The sequence below is a fragment of the Aneurinibacillus aneurinilyticus ATCC 12856 genome (assembly GCF_000466385.1).
In the GTDB taxonomy this organism is placed as follows: Bacteria; Bacillota; Bacilli; order Aneurinibacillales; family Aneurinibacillaceae; genus Aneurinibacillus; species Aneurinibacillus aneurinilyticus.
In genome coordinates, this window is record NZ_KE952672.1 from 52,128 (window position 1) to 68,429 (window position 16,302).

General features: G+C 45.4%; 21 protein-coding genes. 16 read left to right on the forward strand and 5 right to left on the reverse strand.

Going from position 1 to position 16,302, the window contains the following annotated elements:
- Positions 1-7: 7 nt before the first annotated feature.
- Positions 8-1,063 carry a calcium/proton exchanger gene (gene cax / locus HMPREF0083_RS01940; RefSeq protein WP_021619265.1) on the reverse strand — a complete coding sequence of 352 codons (1,056 nt, stop codon included), beginning with the start codon at positions 1,061-1,063 and terminating at the stop codon, positions 8-10.
- Positions 1,064-1,205: 142 nt separating this feature from the next.
- Here cax and HMPREF0083_RS30010 point away from each other — a divergent pair, with 142 nt between their 5' ends.
- Positions 1,206-1,376, forward strand: a complete 171-nt coding sequence (locus HMPREF0083_RS30010) for a hypothetical protein (protein WP_081695974.1) — start codon at positions 1,206-1,208, stop codon at positions 1,374-1,376.
- Between the two features lie 105 nt (positions 1,377-1,481).
- On the opposite strand, the gene sleB is transcribed toward HMPREF0083_RS30010, so the two are convergent.
- Entirely contained in the window at positions 1,482-2,267 is a 786-nt protein-coding gene (gene sleB / locus HMPREF0083_RS01945; RefSeq protein ID WP_021619268.1) for a spore cortex-lytic enzyme, read from the reverse strand.
- A 115-nt stretch (positions 2,268-2,382) separates the two neighbouring features.
- On the opposite strand from sleB, the gene HMPREF0083_RS01950 reads away from it, so the two are divergent.
- Positions 2,383-2,655: an ArsR/SmtB family transcription factor gene (locus tag HMPREF0083_RS01950; protein WP_021619269.1), complete on the forward strand. Its 273-nt coding sequence runs from the start codon at positions 2,383-2,385 to the stop codon at positions 2,653-2,655.
- Positions 2,656-2,747: 92 nt separating this feature from the next.
- A complete protein-coding gene (locus HMPREF0083_RS01955) occupies positions 2,748-3,137 on the forward strand; it encodes an Asp23/Gls24 family envelope stress response protein (protein ID WP_021619270.1) in 390 nt (129 codons plus the stop codon).
- A gap of 98 nt (positions 3,138-3,235) precedes the next feature.
- Here HMPREF0083_RS01955 and HMPREF0083_RS01960 read toward each other — a convergent pair whose 3' ends face one another.
- Positions 3,236-3,724: a PaaI family thioesterase gene (locus tag HMPREF0083_RS01960; protein ID WP_021619271.1), complete on the reverse strand. Its 489-nt coding sequence runs from the start codon at positions 3,722-3,724 to the stop codon at positions 3,236-3,238.
- 170 nt (positions 3,725-3,894) lie between these two features.
- Between HMPREF0083_RS01960 and HMPREF0083_RS01965 the strand changes: the two genes are divergently transcribed.
- The 13 genes from HMPREF0083_RS01965 (at position 3,895) to HMPREF0083_RS26900 (ending at position 13,537) form a co-directional block, all read left to right on the forward strand.
- Positions 3,895-5,841, forward strand: a complete 1,947-nt coding sequence (locus HMPREF0083_RS01965) for a hypothetical protein (protein ID WP_021619272.1) — start codon at positions 3,895-3,897, stop codon at positions 5,839-5,841.
- Positions 5,842-5,884: 43 nt separating this feature from the next.
- Positions 5,885-6,355, forward strand: coding sequence for a YlbF/YmcA family competence regulator (locus tag HMPREF0083_RS01970; protein WP_021619273.1), 471 nt, complete (start codon positions 5,885-5,887; stop codon positions 6,353-6,355).
- Between the two features lie 234 nt (positions 6,356-6,589).
- On the forward strand, positions 6,590-6,895 hold the full coding sequence (locus HMPREF0083_RS01975) for a YlbG family protein (protein ID WP_021619275.1): 306 nt from the start codon (positions 6,590-6,592) through the stop codon (positions 6,893-6,895).
- Between the two features lie 257 nt (positions 6,896-7,152).
- Complete coding sequence (locus tag HMPREF0083_RS01980; RefSeq protein ID WP_021619277.1) at positions 7,153-8,289, forward strand: HD-GYP domain-containing protein; 1,137 nt, start codon at positions 7,153-7,155, stop codon at positions 8,287-8,289.
- Between the two features lie 136 nt (positions 8,290-8,425).
- Positions 8,426-8,872, forward strand: a complete 447-nt coding sequence (locus HMPREF0083_RS01985; RefSeq protein ID WP_021619278.1) for a universal stress protein — start codon at positions 8,426-8,428, stop codon at positions 8,870-8,872.
- A 283-nt stretch (positions 8,873-9,155) separates the two neighbouring features.
- Positions 9,156-10,277: a GspE/PulE family protein gene (locus tag HMPREF0083_RS01990; RefSeq protein ID WP_021619280.1), complete on the forward strand. Its 1,122-nt coding sequence runs from the start codon at positions 9,156-9,158 to the stop codon at positions 10,275-10,277.
- Positions 10,225-11,277 carry a type II secretion system F family protein gene (locus tag HMPREF0083_RS01995; protein WP_081695961.1) on the forward strand — a complete coding sequence of 351 codons (1,053 nt, stop codon included), beginning with the start codon at positions 10,225-10,227 and terminating at the stop codon, positions 11,275-11,277. The genes HMPREF0083_RS01990 and HMPREF0083_RS01995 overlap by 53 nt, the downstream gene beginning before the upstream one ends.
- A 1-nt stretch (position 11,278) precedes the next feature.
- Complete coding sequence (locus tag HMPREF0083_RS02000) at positions 11,279-11,641, forward strand: competence type IV pilus major pilin ComGC (protein ID WP_021619282.1); 363 nt, start codon at positions 11,279-11,281, stop codon at positions 11,639-11,641.
- On the forward strand, positions 11,625-12,065 hold the full coding sequence (locus HMPREF0083_RS02005) for a type II secretion system protein (RefSeq protein ID WP_021619283.1): 441 nt from the start codon (positions 11,625-11,627) through the stop codon (positions 12,063-12,065). The genes HMPREF0083_RS02000 and HMPREF0083_RS02005 overlap by 17 nt, the downstream gene beginning before the upstream one ends.
- 13 nt (positions 12,066-12,078) lie before the next feature.
- Positions 12,079-12,453 carry a type IV pilus modification PilV family protein gene (locus HMPREF0083_RS02010; protein WP_021619284.1) on the forward strand — a complete coding sequence of 125 codons (375 nt, stop codon included), beginning with the start codon at positions 12,079-12,081 and terminating at the stop codon, positions 12,451-12,453.
- A gap of 113 nt (positions 12,454-12,566) precedes the next feature.
- Entirely contained in the window at positions 12,567-12,881 is a 315-nt protein-coding gene (locus tag HMPREF0083_RS02015) for a competence type IV pilus minor pilin ComGF (protein ID WP_040301161.1), read from the forward strand.
- Positions 12,830-13,267: a pilus assembly PilX N-terminal domain-containing protein gene (locus HMPREF0083_RS02020; protein ID WP_040301162.1), complete on the forward strand. Its 438-nt coding sequence runs from the start codon at positions 12,830-12,832 to the stop codon at positions 13,265-13,267. The genes HMPREF0083_RS02015 and HMPREF0083_RS02020 overlap by 52 nt, the downstream gene beginning before the upstream one ends.
- A 105-nt stretch (positions 13,268-13,372) precedes the next feature.
- Positions 13,373-13,537, forward strand: coding sequence for a YqzE family protein (locus HMPREF0083_RS26900; protein WP_021619287.1), 165 nt, complete (start codon positions 13,373-13,375; stop codon positions 13,535-13,537).
- Between the two features lie 58 nt (positions 13,538-13,595).
- On the opposite strand, the gene HMPREF0083_RS02025 is transcribed toward HMPREF0083_RS26900, so the two are convergent.
- Positions 13,596-14,417 (reverse strand): YqhG family protein, encoded by an 822-nt coding sequence (locus HMPREF0083_RS02025; protein WP_021619288.1) that lies wholly within the window; start codon positions 14,415-14,417, stop codon positions 13,596-13,598.
- On the reverse strand, positions 14,414-16,135 hold the full coding sequence (locus HMPREF0083_RS02030; RefSeq protein ID WP_040301165.1) for a DEAD/DEAH box helicase: 1,722 nt from the start codon (positions 16,133-16,135) through the stop codon (positions 14,414-14,416). Before HMPREF0083_RS02030 ends, HMPREF0083_RS02025 begins: the two co-directional genes overlap by 4 nt.
- Positions 16,136-16,302: the final 167 nt, after the last annotated feature.

Sequence of the window (16,302 nt, forward strand, 5' to 3'; positions counted from 1 at the left end):
CTCTCCTTTATGCTAGGAAGTAAAATGCCGCACCAAGAATAATATAAACGATGACAAGCAATACGCCTTCGTACCAATTTGTGCTGCCGTCTCGTGAGATAGAAGATGCGATAAACGCCCCCACTCCGATGGCAGCTAGCTCATATGACGTAAATACGAGATCCATCGGTTTGCCGAACAGCAGGCTTACGAATACAAGGGTCGGGGCGACGAACAAGGCAATTTGCAGGCTGCTGCCGACAGCGATTTCCACAGAGGCACCGATTTTATTTTTCATAGCAAGAAAGACAGCCGCACTATGTTCGGCAGCATTACCGACAATGGCGATAACGAAAGCCCCCACGAAGATTTCCGACCAACCGAGATGAGCTGCCACTTCTTTGATGCTATGCACCAGCCATTCGCTTGTAATTGCAACGAATACAGTAGCAACAATAAGTATAAGAATCGAAGTACCTTTGCCCCACATATGACCTTCTGCTGCTTCTTCTTCCACTGCTTTATCTGCTAGTTCTTCTTTATGGGTAACCATGGAGAAGAACAGCCAGAGTATGTAGGCGATGATGAGAAGACCGGAGATAATTAGGCTAAGCGTTTCGGTTCGTTCTGCATGAATCTGTTTTAAAAACACGGCTGGAATAAACAGCGCAATCACCGCAAGCAGCATAAGGGAAGCATTGTGTCCGGCAAGCATCGGATTAAACCGCTGTTGCTTAAACTTCAGTCCCCCGGCAATAACACTTAGGCCCAGTACCAGCAATAGGTTTCCGATGATGGAACCGGTAATGCTGGCCTTTACCATATCGAACAGGCCCTCTTTAATTAGAAAGATAGCGATAATCAATTCTGCCGCATTTCCAAATGTTGCGTTCAGAAAGCCCCCCACGCGCTCACCCGCATAATGGGCAACGTTTTCCGTCGCTTTACCGAGTAGAGCAGCTAGCATAATAATGGCCGCTGATGTCGTGACGAACTGTAGCCCGGCGGAATGGGTAAAGTAGTGAGCCCAGCCGCTGAGAGCGGTCAATACGATGACAAGCGTGAAAAACAATTTCTGATTCAAATAATTTCCTCGCTTTCCTTCATGAATGTGCTTGATTTTTAATGAAACGATGCCTAACCTAAACTTTAGTGTAAAACATGGATACTACAAAAAGCAAAAATTTTTCAGTTTATGATAGGAGAAAAGTGCATGAAAAAAGTAGCTGTCATCGGAGCGGGCTACGCCGGATGTTACGGCGATTTTCTCCGTTGTTGATACTATTGCCCAACATATACGAAAAGATGTTGTCATCGCTATAAAAAGCACTGTGCCTCCAGGAACATGCGGAGCGGTTCAGGCACGTCTGCGCGAGCAGGTGAGCAGTAGGTGCTGATGTTAAAGTATTGACCAAGGCTTTGGGGGCCGATCTGCACAAAAGGATAGCCTGGTATACAAAAAGGCGGAGCGGGAATAAAAATCCCTGCTCCGCTTTTCCTTTTTAGTTGCAGAAAATATGTTTACCAATCTTTTTAATCTGCGGCCGTGTCCAAATCCACTTTGATGTCGCTGTATCAGGGTTAAAGTAATAGGTGGCTCCACCGGTTGGATCCCAACCATTTAATGCATCCTGTACCGCATTTTCGGCCGTTTGATTCGGCGTCAGCCAGATTTGTCCATCAGCTACTGCAGTGAACGCGCCCGGTTCAAAAATAACTCCGCTTGGAGAGTCCGGGAATGATGGACTTTTTACCCGATTCAGGATAACAGCAGCTACGGCTACCTGCCCGGTGTAGGGCTCGCCCCGCGCTTCTCCATATACTGCATTAGCCATGATTTTTAGTTCGTTTTTTGAAAGAGATGTATTCGTTTTTGGCAACGCTTTTTTGGCGGCTGCTTTCTCGGCACTAGGTTGTGGAGCGGTAGTTGGGCCAGGAGAGACAGCAACTTCGCCGGGACCCGGTCGCCAATTTTTCGTCGCTTCCCAGAGCTTCAGTTTTGTTTTCGGACCGAGTATGCCGTCGATTTTCATTCCGAACTCGTATTGGAAATTGCGCAAAGCGTGATATGTACGCCAGGAGAACGTTCCATCCACCTTGCCGGTATAAAAGCCGAGGAATTTCAAGCGTCCCTGCATTTCCTTTACGTCGTCCCCAGATGAGCCGACATAGACTGTTCCCTTGCTGAATGCGTGTGTTACTTGCTGTGGAAGCCAGGGGATACTAGCACACAGAAGTGTCAGAACCAAGGAGAAGCTGAGAAGCCAAACGAACTTTTTCTTGTCCATAAGGAACCTCCATTTACAAAGATTAAGCGTATTTACCCATATTTTGAACGTTAAGATGAAAAAACATGTGTATAATGAAAAGTGAAAAGAAGGGAATGATTGGAGAACGATAATTATGGAACATAAACTGGATGAGATGGCAAAAGCATGCAAAGCGCTCGGACATCCTGTGCGCTTGAATATCCTGTATATTCTCGCCCGTCAGGATGAGTATTACTGCGGTGATATTGTCTCATTGGTCGGGATGGCACAATCGACCGTATCTCATCACCTCAAAATATTAAAAGATAGCGGGTTAGTGGAGACAGAGGAACGAGGCACCTTTGTGTGCTATCGTGTGCAACGTGAGAAAATGAAAGAGCTTTCCGTTTTCTTACAATCATTTTAGAAAAAATTTCAACGCTTTCTGGAAACAAGTTGCCTTCGCCCATATGAAAGAATAAAATGAGAACTAACTAGATATATAAAGGAGGAATTCCCATGGCCGATGTAAAAGGAAACGGAGTTGTGCGCATTGCGGATGATGTGGTAGCCGTAATTGCCGGAATTGCAGCAAGTGAAACCGAAGGTATTGCCGGGATGTCGGGCGGGATTACTGAAGGGTTGGCCCGAAGAGTAAGCGGTAAGAATGTGCAAAAAGGAGTATCTGTCGAAGTAGGAGAATTTGAAGCGGCCATCGATTTACGCGTAATTGTCTCCTATGGCTCCAAAATTGATGAAGCATGCCGCAATCTGCAGCAAAGCGTAAAAGAAGCGGTAGAGTCCATGACCGGACTCCGTGTTGTCGAAGTTAATGTAAAAGTAGAAGGTGTGGAATTCCCTAAACCGGAAAAAGAGACGTTGCCAGAACCGGCGAACCGCGTCAAATAACTATAAATGAAACAAGGGCTGCTGAAAATACTCGGCAGCCTTTTATATTATATGTAGGCGCTTGTTAGTTACAGGATGCAGGAGCGGAAAGAATACGCTTATCTTGGCTCGACAAGGTAAAAGCTTCCTGTGCCAGCAAGGACAAGGCGTCCCTGTTCGTTATGTATTTTGCACTCGCAGACACACAGCGTTTTGCCATGCCGCAGCACAGAAGCGGTGGCGATAAGTCGATCACCAGTACCTGGAGTGAGATAGTGCACATTTATTTCTGTTGTTACGACTTTATACCCGGTTGAACGGCTTGCTACCGCTCCCATGACCGAATCAGCCAAAGTGGCGGTAATGCCGCCGTGTGCCGCTTTCATTTGGTTTAGCATAAACGGAGTAATGGGTACTTCGAATCGATAAGTACCATCTTCAAGATATTCGCCCTGTAAACCTAGAAACCCGGCGATATAGGCTGTTTTTCGTTCCCGCATATATTCGATTGCCTGACGTGCCAGGTAGAGGATTTGTTCTTCGTCTTCCGTCCCATTTGCCAGAGTATCCTGCATGAATTGCAACAATGATTCTTGATCTTTACGCATATAGTAGCTTGCTCCCTCCGATAAGTTTGTTTTGTTTCTTTCATTTCATTATAATCGAAAAACAAAAGCATTAAATTTTTAAGTATGTTTTTATCTTGTTTTAATACATAGCAAGAAATGTGTATACTTACGTACTGTAGGTACTTTTATGTATATATTGGAGTGGAACTATGGAAATCCGTTACATTCTAGAACAACTCAATGATCGCCTGCTTTACCGGCTAGCCGAGGAAAATGCATGGCCGTGCGTGCAATCAGACGGAAATTTGCTCAACATAGAGAATATTGTGCAGCACATAACAAGTCATGATGCAATAGAGTGTGTCTGGCGTTCGCTTACGACGGAAGAAAAGGAATTGTTACTCCATTTTCTGTTTCGTATCGGTACCGATATGGTGACGTACCGGCAGATGGAGGAGTACGCCAAAATAGATTCACAGCTTGCTATTTATAGTGGTTTGACCGGGCTGAGACAACGTGGCTTGATATATACGCTGCGCCGACTATGGGGGGAACTGGCGTATTATTTACCAGATGATGTACAGACAGCGTACCGCTCCTGGTTGCTATCACGCTTTGTACGTGAAGAGGGTATTCCGGCTTGTGAAATGGCTTGCCATTGGGATACATCGTCTACTCCGCTGGCCCGAGTGGTATTCCAGATTTTGCAGATGCACCGATATCAACCGATTGGTTTGACAAAGAAAGGAACGATGACGATGAAAGCGCGTCGGGCCTGGCAAAATATTGTTCCGTATCCGCAAGAGATGTTTCTTCCGCTGGTGCCTGATGTATCAGGTGGACAAGAGGCAAGGGAGCAATTTTTGCTTGAATTGCTGTTGTCACTCGGTATGCTTCGCAAACAATCTTCAAATGAAGGGATGCAATATGCAGTAGACGAGGAGCGTACGGCAGAAGTGTTCAAAGGCCATGAAGCCGAAGTGCAGCGTCGCCTTTATCTCAAGGTTAAAGAAGTGTTGAGCCGACTTCATCCTTGTTACTCTGTCATTTTTGACTGGATGGAAGCTGCCGGCGAGCGGACTTTTTCCTTGCATGCATTGCGGGAAGCGGAATCCACGCTGCTAGGCTCTATCGCTTCTTTGGCAGAGAATGAACACTGGCAATCTTTTGCAAGGGAAGTGGCTCCTATACTTTCGCTTTTTGGATTTGCGATAAGAAAGGGAGAGGGAGAGACGGCTGTATTTAGTTGGGATGTAGCATTATTTGCTTCTGAACAGAAAGAGGGAGAAGCAGTATGGGAAGGAACCGGCTATGTACAACCGACATTTGAAATCTTGCTTCTTCCGCATGCGCCATATGATATGCGTTGGCAGATTGGGCGATATACGGCGCTTGAGGAACAGCAGGAAGTATGGAGATTCCGCTTGACGAAAGCTTCGGTACAAGCTTGTGAAGCGGACCCTGAACATGAGAGAGAACGTCTGCTCGGAATTTTGGAGCGCATACAGCCAGATGTACCAGCGAATGTAAAAGAGCAGACGCATCAATGGATAGGTGGCGATGTGCCACTTGCATTTATGCGTGTAACGATACTTCGTTGTCCCGATGTTGAGACAGCGGACTGGCTAGCAGAAGAACGCGACGTAACAGGAGGACTGAGGGAGAGATTGAATGATTGTGATTTTCTTATAGAAGAATCGACCAGGGAGGAACTACAGCAAGCCTTGATAAACAAAGGCTTGCGCATAAGTGAATCTGATAGGGCAAAACTAAAAGCAAAAGAAACTCCCAGACTTGAATTTGCAGCGGCTTCTGTGCCATCTGCCGAGAGTGGATATAAAGTTGAGTCCGTATTTCCTTCACTCACTGACGTACTGCCAGAGCTTAAGGAAGTGCCTGCGATTTGGCACAAAAATTTTCAGAAGTACCATCATTCAACGCTCCGAAAAATAATGTCTACAGCACGTGATCTTGGTATTTCTGTATGCGCAGAAATTGACGGAAAGCTTATGGAGCCTGTACGTATAGTGGATATCAGAAACGAAGAAGGACACTATCGCTTAACGCTAAATGCCCATGGTAACAAACAACATGTAAATTTAGAAGAAATAGGGAGAGTCAAACTTGCATTTCCCTTGTTGCCTGACCGGGACTAGGCAGGGAATAAACGACATGATACAATAATATCGAGGTGAGATTATGTCAAGCCAGACCGTGACTTTGTCACCGCTCGATTTTCATGAAGCGTTGGAGCGAGCTTACCTTATCGGGGAGCAGATTACAGGTTCCAAAGAAATGAAGCGGTACCTGGAATTCCGACAGCGAATGGAGCAGGACCCGGAAGCCAAAGAAAAAATCACCTCCTTTAATCGAATGAAGGAAGCGTATGAGGAAGTACAACGATTCGGAAAATATCACCCGGATTACAATAAAGTTACACGTGAAATTCGTCAGAAAAAGCGCGAGATGGAGCGAGTGACATCAGTGGCTGCGTTCAAACAGGCTGAGGACGAACTGGATGAATTGCTCTATCGTGTTAGTCGCACGATTGCGGACGCTGTATCTGAAAGTATTAAAGTGCCAAGCAATAACCCGCTATATCAGATGATGGGCGGTTGTGGAAGTGGTGGATGCGGCACGGGAGGTAGCTGCGGCTGCTCCGCAAAATAATCGGCAAGGTGCAAGGAGAAAAGAAGCAAGGCGGTAAGGCAGCCCCTTCCGTCGCTGTAGGGCCGCCCGAGCAATCAGGCGGCTCGTTTCATGATACAGAATCATACTTGAACATTTCAGAAGTCGGTGTATATTGTCTGCTATCCTAGTAATAAAGTTGTCACTTCTTCTTACAAGTAGGTCCTTGATAACGAATATCACTGATGTTACTATACGAAAAAGGAGAGTCAAAGAATGAGAGAACGCCGTGTGGGACTGGCTGTTTATGTCAAAAATGCCAAAGCTGCCCGCAATCTGCGTAAGTTTGGCAATATTCATTACATATCTCGCCGTATGAATTATGTGTCGATGTATACCGCGGCAGATATGCTAGAAGATACAATCGAACGTATTTCCAAACTTGATTTTGTGACGCGAGTGGAGAAATCGCATCGTCATGAGATACCGGTTCATTACGACAATGCGAAGCCGGATAAGGCAAAGGAATTCGACTATAAGATGGAAGAATCTCAAATTCTATCGATTACACGGGGAGAATAAATGTAATTAGAGTTGAGGGGGAGGGAACGGCCCGGTGGATTGGATGTGGAACATTCCTATTTTCCTGCTTGCTGCGGGAGTACTTGGTTTTATCATGTACATTGTAGTAAGCGACGATCAGAAAAAGACGCACTAATTCCAGAAGCCAGCAACCTGGGCAGGTTGCTTTTTTGTTTGTGCATGAAGGGGTTCAGGCAAACAAGGCTTGCACATGGGCCACCCGTATAACAAGAGAAAGATGAAGTGGGTGAGGGATTATGCAGAATCATATTAAGAGCAAACTCCGCTTTGTCTCCTTGAGTGTAATTACGCTAACTTATTTTTTTGTACAGCATCATCCCACATTTTCGCCGATTGTTTTTTGGGGGTTAACACTGACCGGATGGGCGATTGAAATTGTCATCTATACGTGGAAGGGTAAAAAAGCAGAAACGTTTCTCGCTGTAAATGAACAGAGGCTCCGGGTGCTCGATTTCATTTTTGTTATGGGGTACATGTGGGTAACCGGCGGAGTGGGAGAAAGTCCTTATTTGATTCTTATATATTTGGGTATTGCATCGATCGGATTATATGATGAAAAGCGGGTAGGGCTGCTATATTCGTTGCTGGCTGTTGCCATTCTTATCACATATGATTACGGGTATACGTATTTTTATAAGGGGGAGTGGGGCACATCTGTTTATGTACTATCCCATATCTTCATGTTGCCTGTATTCGGTGTACTAGCCAATCTGCTTATTGCCCATTTTCAGCAGATAAAAAAAGAGGAGCAGACAGTACTGGACGAACTGGTTACCAGTCTTGCCAAGGCAATCGGCAGCAAGGATTCCTATACGCTTGGACATTCCACGCGTGTACAGATGTATTCGCTTGCACTCGGTAAAGAGCTTGGACTTGGCCAGGAAGAGATGTTTACTCTCAAGTATGGGGCGCTTTTGCATGATATCGGGAAAATTCACATCTCGTCTGCTGTCCTGAATAAAACGGGGAAGTTGACCGAGGATGAATGGCTGGAATTGAAAGGACACTCAATGGAAGGAGCACGTATCATTGGCGGGTTAAAAAAGCTGAAGGGTGTGCGAGATATTATTTTGTACCATCACGAGAAATATGATGGAAGGGGATATCCACACGGTTTGCAGGGAGAAGAAATTCCATTTCTTGCGGCTGTCGTCAATGTAGCTGACTCATTCGATGCAATGACATCCTCTCGATCATATAATAAACCTAAAACGATAGAAGAAGGCATGGAGGAAATCCGCCGTTGTGCAGGGACGCAATTCCATCCAGTCGTTGCCGCTGCTGCACTATCGCTCTACCGGAAAGGGAAGTGGCCAAGATTCAAGCAAACAGAACACTGTGAAGAGGTAGACTATACATATGATATGGTTTAGACGCAGCCATTGAACAACAATCGTGCTGAATTTGTTATAACTTTTCTTTTAATTCGCTAGAAAGTACCAAAATACGACTGTAAAATAAAAATGTGAGGAAGCAATAGAGAAGTTCTACAGCGAGGAGGAGGAAGAAATGTTTAACAAAATTTTGGTAGCAATCGACGGTTCGGAGATGGGCGATAAAGCACTGGAGGCTGCAATAAGCATCGCAAAGGAACAGGATGCACAGGTTAGCCTGGTGCATGTGGGAAAAGAAGTAGCCATTCCGCCATATATGGTTGGGGAGATGGCGTATATTTCCAGAGAATATGACATTGATTTTAATGAAGCGATGAAAAAAGAAGGCGAAGAATTGTTAGGCCAGGCGAAAGCTAAAGCGGAAGCTGCGGGTGTCAAATCAGAAGCTTTTTATACCAAGGGAGATCCGGCCCGCCAAATTGTGGAGAAGGCGCAAGAAGGCTCATATCAGTTAATCGTTATTGGTAGTCGGGGTCTGAGCGGACTTAAGGAAATGATGCTTGGCAGCGTTAGCCACAAAGTGTCTCAGCTTGCGAGTTGTCCAGTGTTGATTGTGAAATAGAATAAAGTAGATAATGCAATGAAATAGACCTTCATGATGGTAGCGCCAAGACGATAGCCGATGTGTTAACAACGCGCAATAAAGAAGGAAAACATGGCAATGTAGGAACTTTAACAAAAGAAGAGAGAGAGGCGTTAATCGAATACGTAAATTCTATTGAATAGAAGAAATAAGACAAGGTACCGTACCATTCCAGGTGCGGTGTCTTTTTTTTTTCGTAAAATGTCGAAAATAGATGTTATTTTGGAAAAATATGGTATAATTTGTAAAAGGAGGGGATGAAATGGTTGAAGATGTGACTGGATATGTAAAAGCGCTTATTCGGAAAGGAATTCAAGCAGGGGCCAGCGATATTCACTTTGAGCCGACGATGGAAGGAATTGTTGTACGTTTTCGACTGGATGGCTATTTACGAGTAATCGAAACGAAAGAAGAAGGCTGGGGACCACCTACTGTTTCGCGCATTAAACTGATGAGCGGGATGGATATTGGGGAGAGGCGGTTGCCCCAGGACGGCGGTTTTACTTTTCAAATCGGCGAGGCAACGGAGGAACGCTCAATTGATGTGCGCGTTGCTACCCTCCCGACAATTTACGGGGAAAAGATTGTACTTCGATTGCTGCCGCATGAGACACGCTACCAATCACTTGGCTCGCTCGGTATGAGTGGGGAGAATGTTTTCGAGATAAGAAAAATGTTGGCAAGATCACAAGGGATGATTCTCATTGCGGGACCGACCGGCAGCGGTAAGACGACAACGATGTATACGATGCTTCATGAACTACAGCGGCATGGCCGCAATATTGTTTCATTGGAACAACCGGTTGAGTATCGGATTCCAGGTATTAATCAGGTACAGATTCATCCGCGCACGGGCCTATCATTTCATGAGGGGCTGCGGGCTGTATTACGTCAGGACCCTGATGTCATTCTTGTCGGTGAAATCCGGGACAAGCCTACGGCGGAAGTGGCGGTACGTGCCGCACTTACCGGGCATTTGCTGCTTTCCACCATTCACACGCTTGATGCAGTAGGAACCGTGCTCCGTCTGCTGGATATGGGGATAGATCCATATTTGGTAAATTCGGCGCTGACCGGTGTAGTTGCGCAGCGCCTCATTCGCAAACGGTGCCGACAATGCTACGGACAGAAGGATTGTTCCGTTTGCCATAATACAGGATTTCATGGACGGGTCGGCATTTATGAAGTGCTGGAGATAGAAGAAGAACTCCACCCTTATATTTTAAATCGCTGTTCTGCTACTACACTCCGGCGTCATTTGCAAAAGAAAGGTTTTACTTTTTTGTCCTCGCTTTTGGAGAAGAAGATAACAGAAGGGGTGGCGGAATCGATTGAACAAGGTCATTATGCAATGCATGTCGAGGGAGATGCGATGGTCCGATGAATCATTGGCACGCTTAAGTCAGCGGCTATCCTATTTATTAGAGGCAGGAATACCTTTGCTAGATAGCCTTCAATTAACTCTTCATCATTTTGCCCGTCGAGAGAGGAAACAATTGCTGCGTGTTCTTGAACGTCTCGAAGCAGGAGCTCCCCTATCCTTAGCGCTGGAGAGAATGAGAGTACCGCCGCTGTTTCTTTCCCTTGTTGCAGCCGGAGAGCAACATGGTCAGTATGCTTTAAGCTTTACTTTTGCTGCCCGCTATTACCGTAGACGGGCAGCTTGGAAGCATCAAATATATCAAATTCTTAGTTATCCTCTTCTATTGCTTGTTCTATCTTTTGTGTGCTTTTGGTTCCTGCTTCATGTGATTCTTCCGCATATTTCCTCGATGTATGACACAATGAATCTTTCACTTCCGCCATTGACTCACTGGTTTATGAATATTTTTTTGCTTGTTCCTTCGTATTACACGCTGATAGCCAGCATGTTTGTCGTAGTCTTGTGTACGATGTTTGTGTTTCATAAAAAGCGAAGGCTGGTTCCTTTTCTCCTGAAGTTTCCTGTTGCACGGCATTGGATTATGCTGCAATACAGTCACTATTTTTCCGTGCAGACAGGGCTTTTACTGGAAGCTGGCATATCCATTCTGGAAGTATGCCGCTTATTTCAAATGAAGGCCCCCTGGATTTTTTTGAGGGAAACGGCGTGCACAATCGAAGGAAGATTGCGGCAAGGTCATGCCTTGAGCGATGCTTTGCGGCAGCATTCATGTTTTACTGCGGAGCTTATTCGTTACATTGAATTAGGGGAGGAGGGCGGAAGAATTGGTGAATGTCTGCTATTTTATGGTGAACAGCTTGAAACATATAGTAAGCAGCGAATCGAAAGAATGATGCGTTGGTTCGAACCGTTGATTTTGCTTGGCGTTGGTGGTGTTGTGTTTATCGTGGTCATGTCTTTTTTCATGCCTGTGCTACAGATGATGAATGAGGTGAAATGATATGAATATCCATAGAAAGCGCAACCTAGAAGCTGGATTTACGCTTATCGAACTGCTTATTGTGATTGCGATTATCGGAACTTTTTTAACGCTCGCGTTGCCTACCTATAAGGGCGCCATCGTTAAGGCACAGAATCAGAGTTGCGAAGTAAATAAACGTATGGTTGCAACTGCGCTTGAAGCGTATGCTATCGAGAACGGAGGCAGCTATCCGTCAGCCTCAGAAGCACTCAAGGAGTTGTCAGATAAAGGATATTTGGGGCAGGAACCAGTTTGTCCTGCCAAGGGAACATATGCGGTGGAGATCTCGGCTGATGGTAAGAAAATCAATGTGAAGTGCAGCAAGCATGAAAGTCCGTCATAGTGGCTTCAGCTTAATCGAGGTGCTGATCGTGCTCGCTATTTTGGGGGGAATGCTCTGTATTGCACTTCCTTCAGTTGTCCATACGTTTCGGTATATGCAGGGCGAACAATTTATCGATATGCTGGGGGCGGATATATATCTTGCCGCAAATGAAGCACTAAGCCATCGCGGACAAGTTCGAATTGTTTTTTACCCGCAGAATGACTTTTATACCGTACAACGAATGTGGGAGCTGAAAAAGAAGAAAGTAATGATTCCGGCTGGCTTCTCTGTGACAAATAACTTTAGGAATGGAACCCTTATCTTTAATGAGCTGGGGCATGTCACCCAGGCAGGCACCATTTCTATTGTATATCCGGATAGTACGAGAAAGAAGATGACCGTGTACATGGCGAGCGGACGGTTTTCGGTTAGTACGGAATAACGAGGGAGAAAAAATGAAAGAAAATGGATTTACCTATATGGAAGCACTTCTTGCTCTTATGCTGTTCGCCATTTTCGTGCTCACAGTTCAACAGATGCTTCACGTATCCGTGAGAGAACGTGCAGAGAGAAGTGCAGAGTCGACCGCATACAACTTGGCGTATTCATTGCTTGAACGATGGAAAGCTGGTCTTGCGGTTGAGGCTAATGATAGAGAAATACAAGGGAAGCGTTATCGTATTCAGATAATATCCGCAAACGTTACAGAAATGGTGGAAAGGTGTGAGGTGCAGGTATTTTGGGAAAGCGAATGGATAGGCGAGCGGCAAATCGGGTTTTCAGGTTATCGGTTTACGCCTTTAATCCGGTCCGAAATAATCGAGGAATAACTTTACTGGAAACGCTGCTTTCCTCCGTTATTCTGTGTTTGGTATTGCTTTCAATTCTGTACTGTTTTACGGAAGTGCAGCGGCATGCTATCCGAGCCAAGGATGCAGCAATATTGGAAATGGAGATGCGGGGCTTTTTTTCCTATATGGAAGAGGAAATCCACCGTTGCAGCAATTTTAAAAAAGTAGGGGCTAAATTGTATTTGGAGAATGGTAGCGGATTAGTTGCTACGTATGAAAAGATAGGCGATAGAATTATCCGGCGGGTAAGCATGGAAGGGTATATTATTCTAACAAAATATGTGCGTATATTCCAAATAGAAGCAGGAGAGAAGGGGTGCGGGTTTTATATTGAGATGGAGAAGGATGGCACGGTATGGAAAGGAAATATATTTATCGGGAAAAGAATAGAACGTGTGGTTATGTAACAAATTCGAGAGGTGCAGCATTATTTATCGTGCTTGTATACGTACAGATTATGCTTATTATTATCCTGCATGTCCTTATGTTTCTTGGTCAGCTGCGCCCTGTTTCACGCAATGAGCAAGAAAGGATGCGGCTTCATTATATTGCTGAAGCAGGTGTATACTTTACCGCTGAACAAATGCTCCGAGAGCCTGATGAGTATATCGGACAGGAATACCGCATTGAAGATGTAACGATGAGAGTTTTGGTGGAGCCGCGCGGGAAGGATGAGGTATGGATACAGGTGAGCGCAACTGCGATGTCACTTTATTCGACGCGATTGTGGGCAGTGATGAATAGACCGACAGGAAAAATTACGGAGTGGAGCGAGTTCAGGCTTGTCTATTAAATATTCGCCGTTGACAGAATTTACGATTTCACAGTGGTAGGTGATTGAAATTGATTGTTCAAGGATACGCTATAAGTAGCAGTCCAAAACAGGGAGGCGCATGCGATGTCTTCTCAGGAATACGTCAAATACTTAACTCAGCGTTTTGTCAAATATATGGAGACACCGAAAGAACAGCGAGTAAAGAAGCCGAAAGAAGCGTTCATGTACCGCTGGTTCGGCATGCTTCCGTTCGCCATTAGCATGTTGATTCGGCGCAAGAAGAAATAAAAAAGAAACCGTCCCGTGTTCAGATAAGAATATAGGGACGGTTTTTTTATAGCAGTTGCTACGTAGGAGGATGGTGGAGAAAAAATAGTCCGCCATTTATCATTTCCACGTCGATGCGTGGTTCATATTGCCATCGAAGCTCCGCTGTTCGTTTTTCTTTATGCTCAAAAGACGGCTCCTCCTTATCTTTATCTACTGTGCTTTTGGCGGCGTAGAATCGGTCGATTTGCGCAAGTTCTGCTGCAAGTCGTTGCCGAGCTTCTTCGGCCCAAGTGCGATCTTCTTGAGCGATCGCGTTTTGTACATGAAGCTCCAGGCGCTGGATGGCTGAATCAGTACTGAAAATCGGACGCATCGTATAAGCATAATCAGGCAGTACTGGAAGCATGCTGCGCCGCTTAAGTGTCTCGAAGAAATCCTCCTCGATCTGTCCGTGAATGAGGTTGATTCCGAGTGAAATAAGTTGATCCTTTTTACGATCACAAATAAATGAGACTTTATAGTTAACACCGAGCCATGGTGTGAGCGCATCCTGTACATCTGATGCTGAAGACGGAATATGTTCATACAGCCGGATGTAGCGGCCATGACGGCGTGCAGATGCGAAAAATTGCTGAAGACGCGGCGAACCAAAAGCAATATCCTCCCCATGAATTCCGTCTGGAAGAGCATTCCGATCAAATACGAATGTCATGTGCATGGGCTGTGGATCTAGATTAAGCCGCTCCACATATGTCCAGTAGAATGGACGATTCCCTAAATCCTTATCCACCTCCGGCGGAAGCTCGACTTTGAAGTAAGCGGGATGCGTCTCATCATACCGTGCTTGATGAGCGTTGAAATACCGTTCCAGAAAGGAGCGGACCTGAGATTGGTTCATGGAAGCACCGCCCCTTCCCATGAGTCGGTTGCCGTTTTTTGTATGGAATCTGTACTATCCTGCACGGATTGGATGACTTGACTTAGATTATCCATTTTAATGGTAAGTTCTCCTTCGCTCCTTGAAGACAATAGAATATCGATGATATTTTTTTCGAGAGATTTATTGAGATGAAGGCGATCGATAATAGTTTCCAACTCGCCGATAACCATTTTGAACAGGTTAATTTTCTCGTAGAGCAGATTTAGAATTTTCTCCTCAATCGTACCTTGGGTCGCAAGGTTATAAATGTAGACGTCACGTGTTTGACCCAGACGGTGTATACGCCCTATGCGTTGCTCTACACGCATAGGATTCCAGGGCATATCGTAGTTAATCAGACGGTTGCAGAATTGCAGGTTAATCCCCTCGCCACCTGCTTCGGTAGCGATGAGCACCTGCGCCCGCTGTTCAAACAACTGGCTCATCCAATCTTTTTTACTGCGCTTAAACCCGCCGCGGAACAAAACAGACGTAATACCCTGCTGGGCCAGAATATGCTGCAAATACTCCTGGGTAGCCCGATATTCGGTGAAAATAATAACTTTGTCGTCTGTCTCTTTGATAATATCGATAACCTTTTCCGCTTTTTGATTTGTAGATACTTGCTTTAGCATTTCGATGAGTTCGACGATGCTGCGTCTGAGTGGGGATGACTCAGGTGCGCGGTTATGCATGTGAACAAGTGTCATAAATGCCGCATCACGGCTGCTGCAGATTTCGCGCTGTAGAGTAATAAGGGCGAGGGGATTTTTGTATCCTCCCTCCGCACCATGATACTGTTCTTGCACGAAACGGCTTACGCTCTCATAGAGTTGTCTTTCTTCTGCCGACAGCTCAATAGGCACTGTGATGACGTGGCGGGCGGTGAACTCGACTTTTCCGTCTGAGCGCCGGTTGCGTACCATTATCTTTTTCAATTCATTTTTGAGCGTTTCATTATTTTTTACCTGGCGCTTACTTTCGACATAGCTTTGCTGGAATTGCGCCGACTGTCCCAGATGCCCCGGCTTTAACAATGTAATTAAGTTGTACAATTCATCCAATTCATTCTGGATGGGTGTGGCGGTCAGCAACAGACAATATTTTTTCTTCAGTTCCTGGATGAACTGATAGTTTTTCGTGTTCTTGTTTTTAAGTTTGTGTGCTTCATCGATAATGACAAGATCGTACGGTTGATTAAGTACGATGTCACGGTGTGGAGGACGTTTGGCCGTATCGATGGAAGCAACAATAATATCGTACTGTGTCCACATGTATTCCTTTCGCTGTGCCACCGCAGGAATGGAGAATTTACTGTTCAACTCTCGCACCCATTGTACGACAAGCGAGGCAGGAACAAGAATGAGTACTTTTTTTACAAGACCTCGCACCATATATTCTTTCAGGATAAGACCGGCTTCAATTGTTTTGCCAAGGCCTACCTCGTCGGCAAGCAGGGCGCGGCCATGCATATCGCAGATGACTTTTTGTGCTGTTTCGATCTGATGAGGAAGAGGAGTTAAGTGCGGAAGGTGGCGCAAGCACTGAAGCTCATTGAAATCACTCACTGCACATGCGTGTGTCGCCTCCCAGGCAAGGCGATACAGTTCGCGATGGTGCCAAGGCCCATCTTCCTGCACTCTTGTTTTGAAATGATCGATCCAATCCCGCTGAAATGTAATAGGAATTTCTGTCATATTGACATCCACCTTTTTGGTTTTCCCGCTTTTAATCGCAATAGCGATTGGGGGTACGTACATGCTTCGTATTCATAGAATAACCAAAAAAGAGAGAAAGTATGTAAAGACTTATACATACAAACGGGATGGGAAGAATAATGTAGCAAAAGAGCGGCATCCATCTT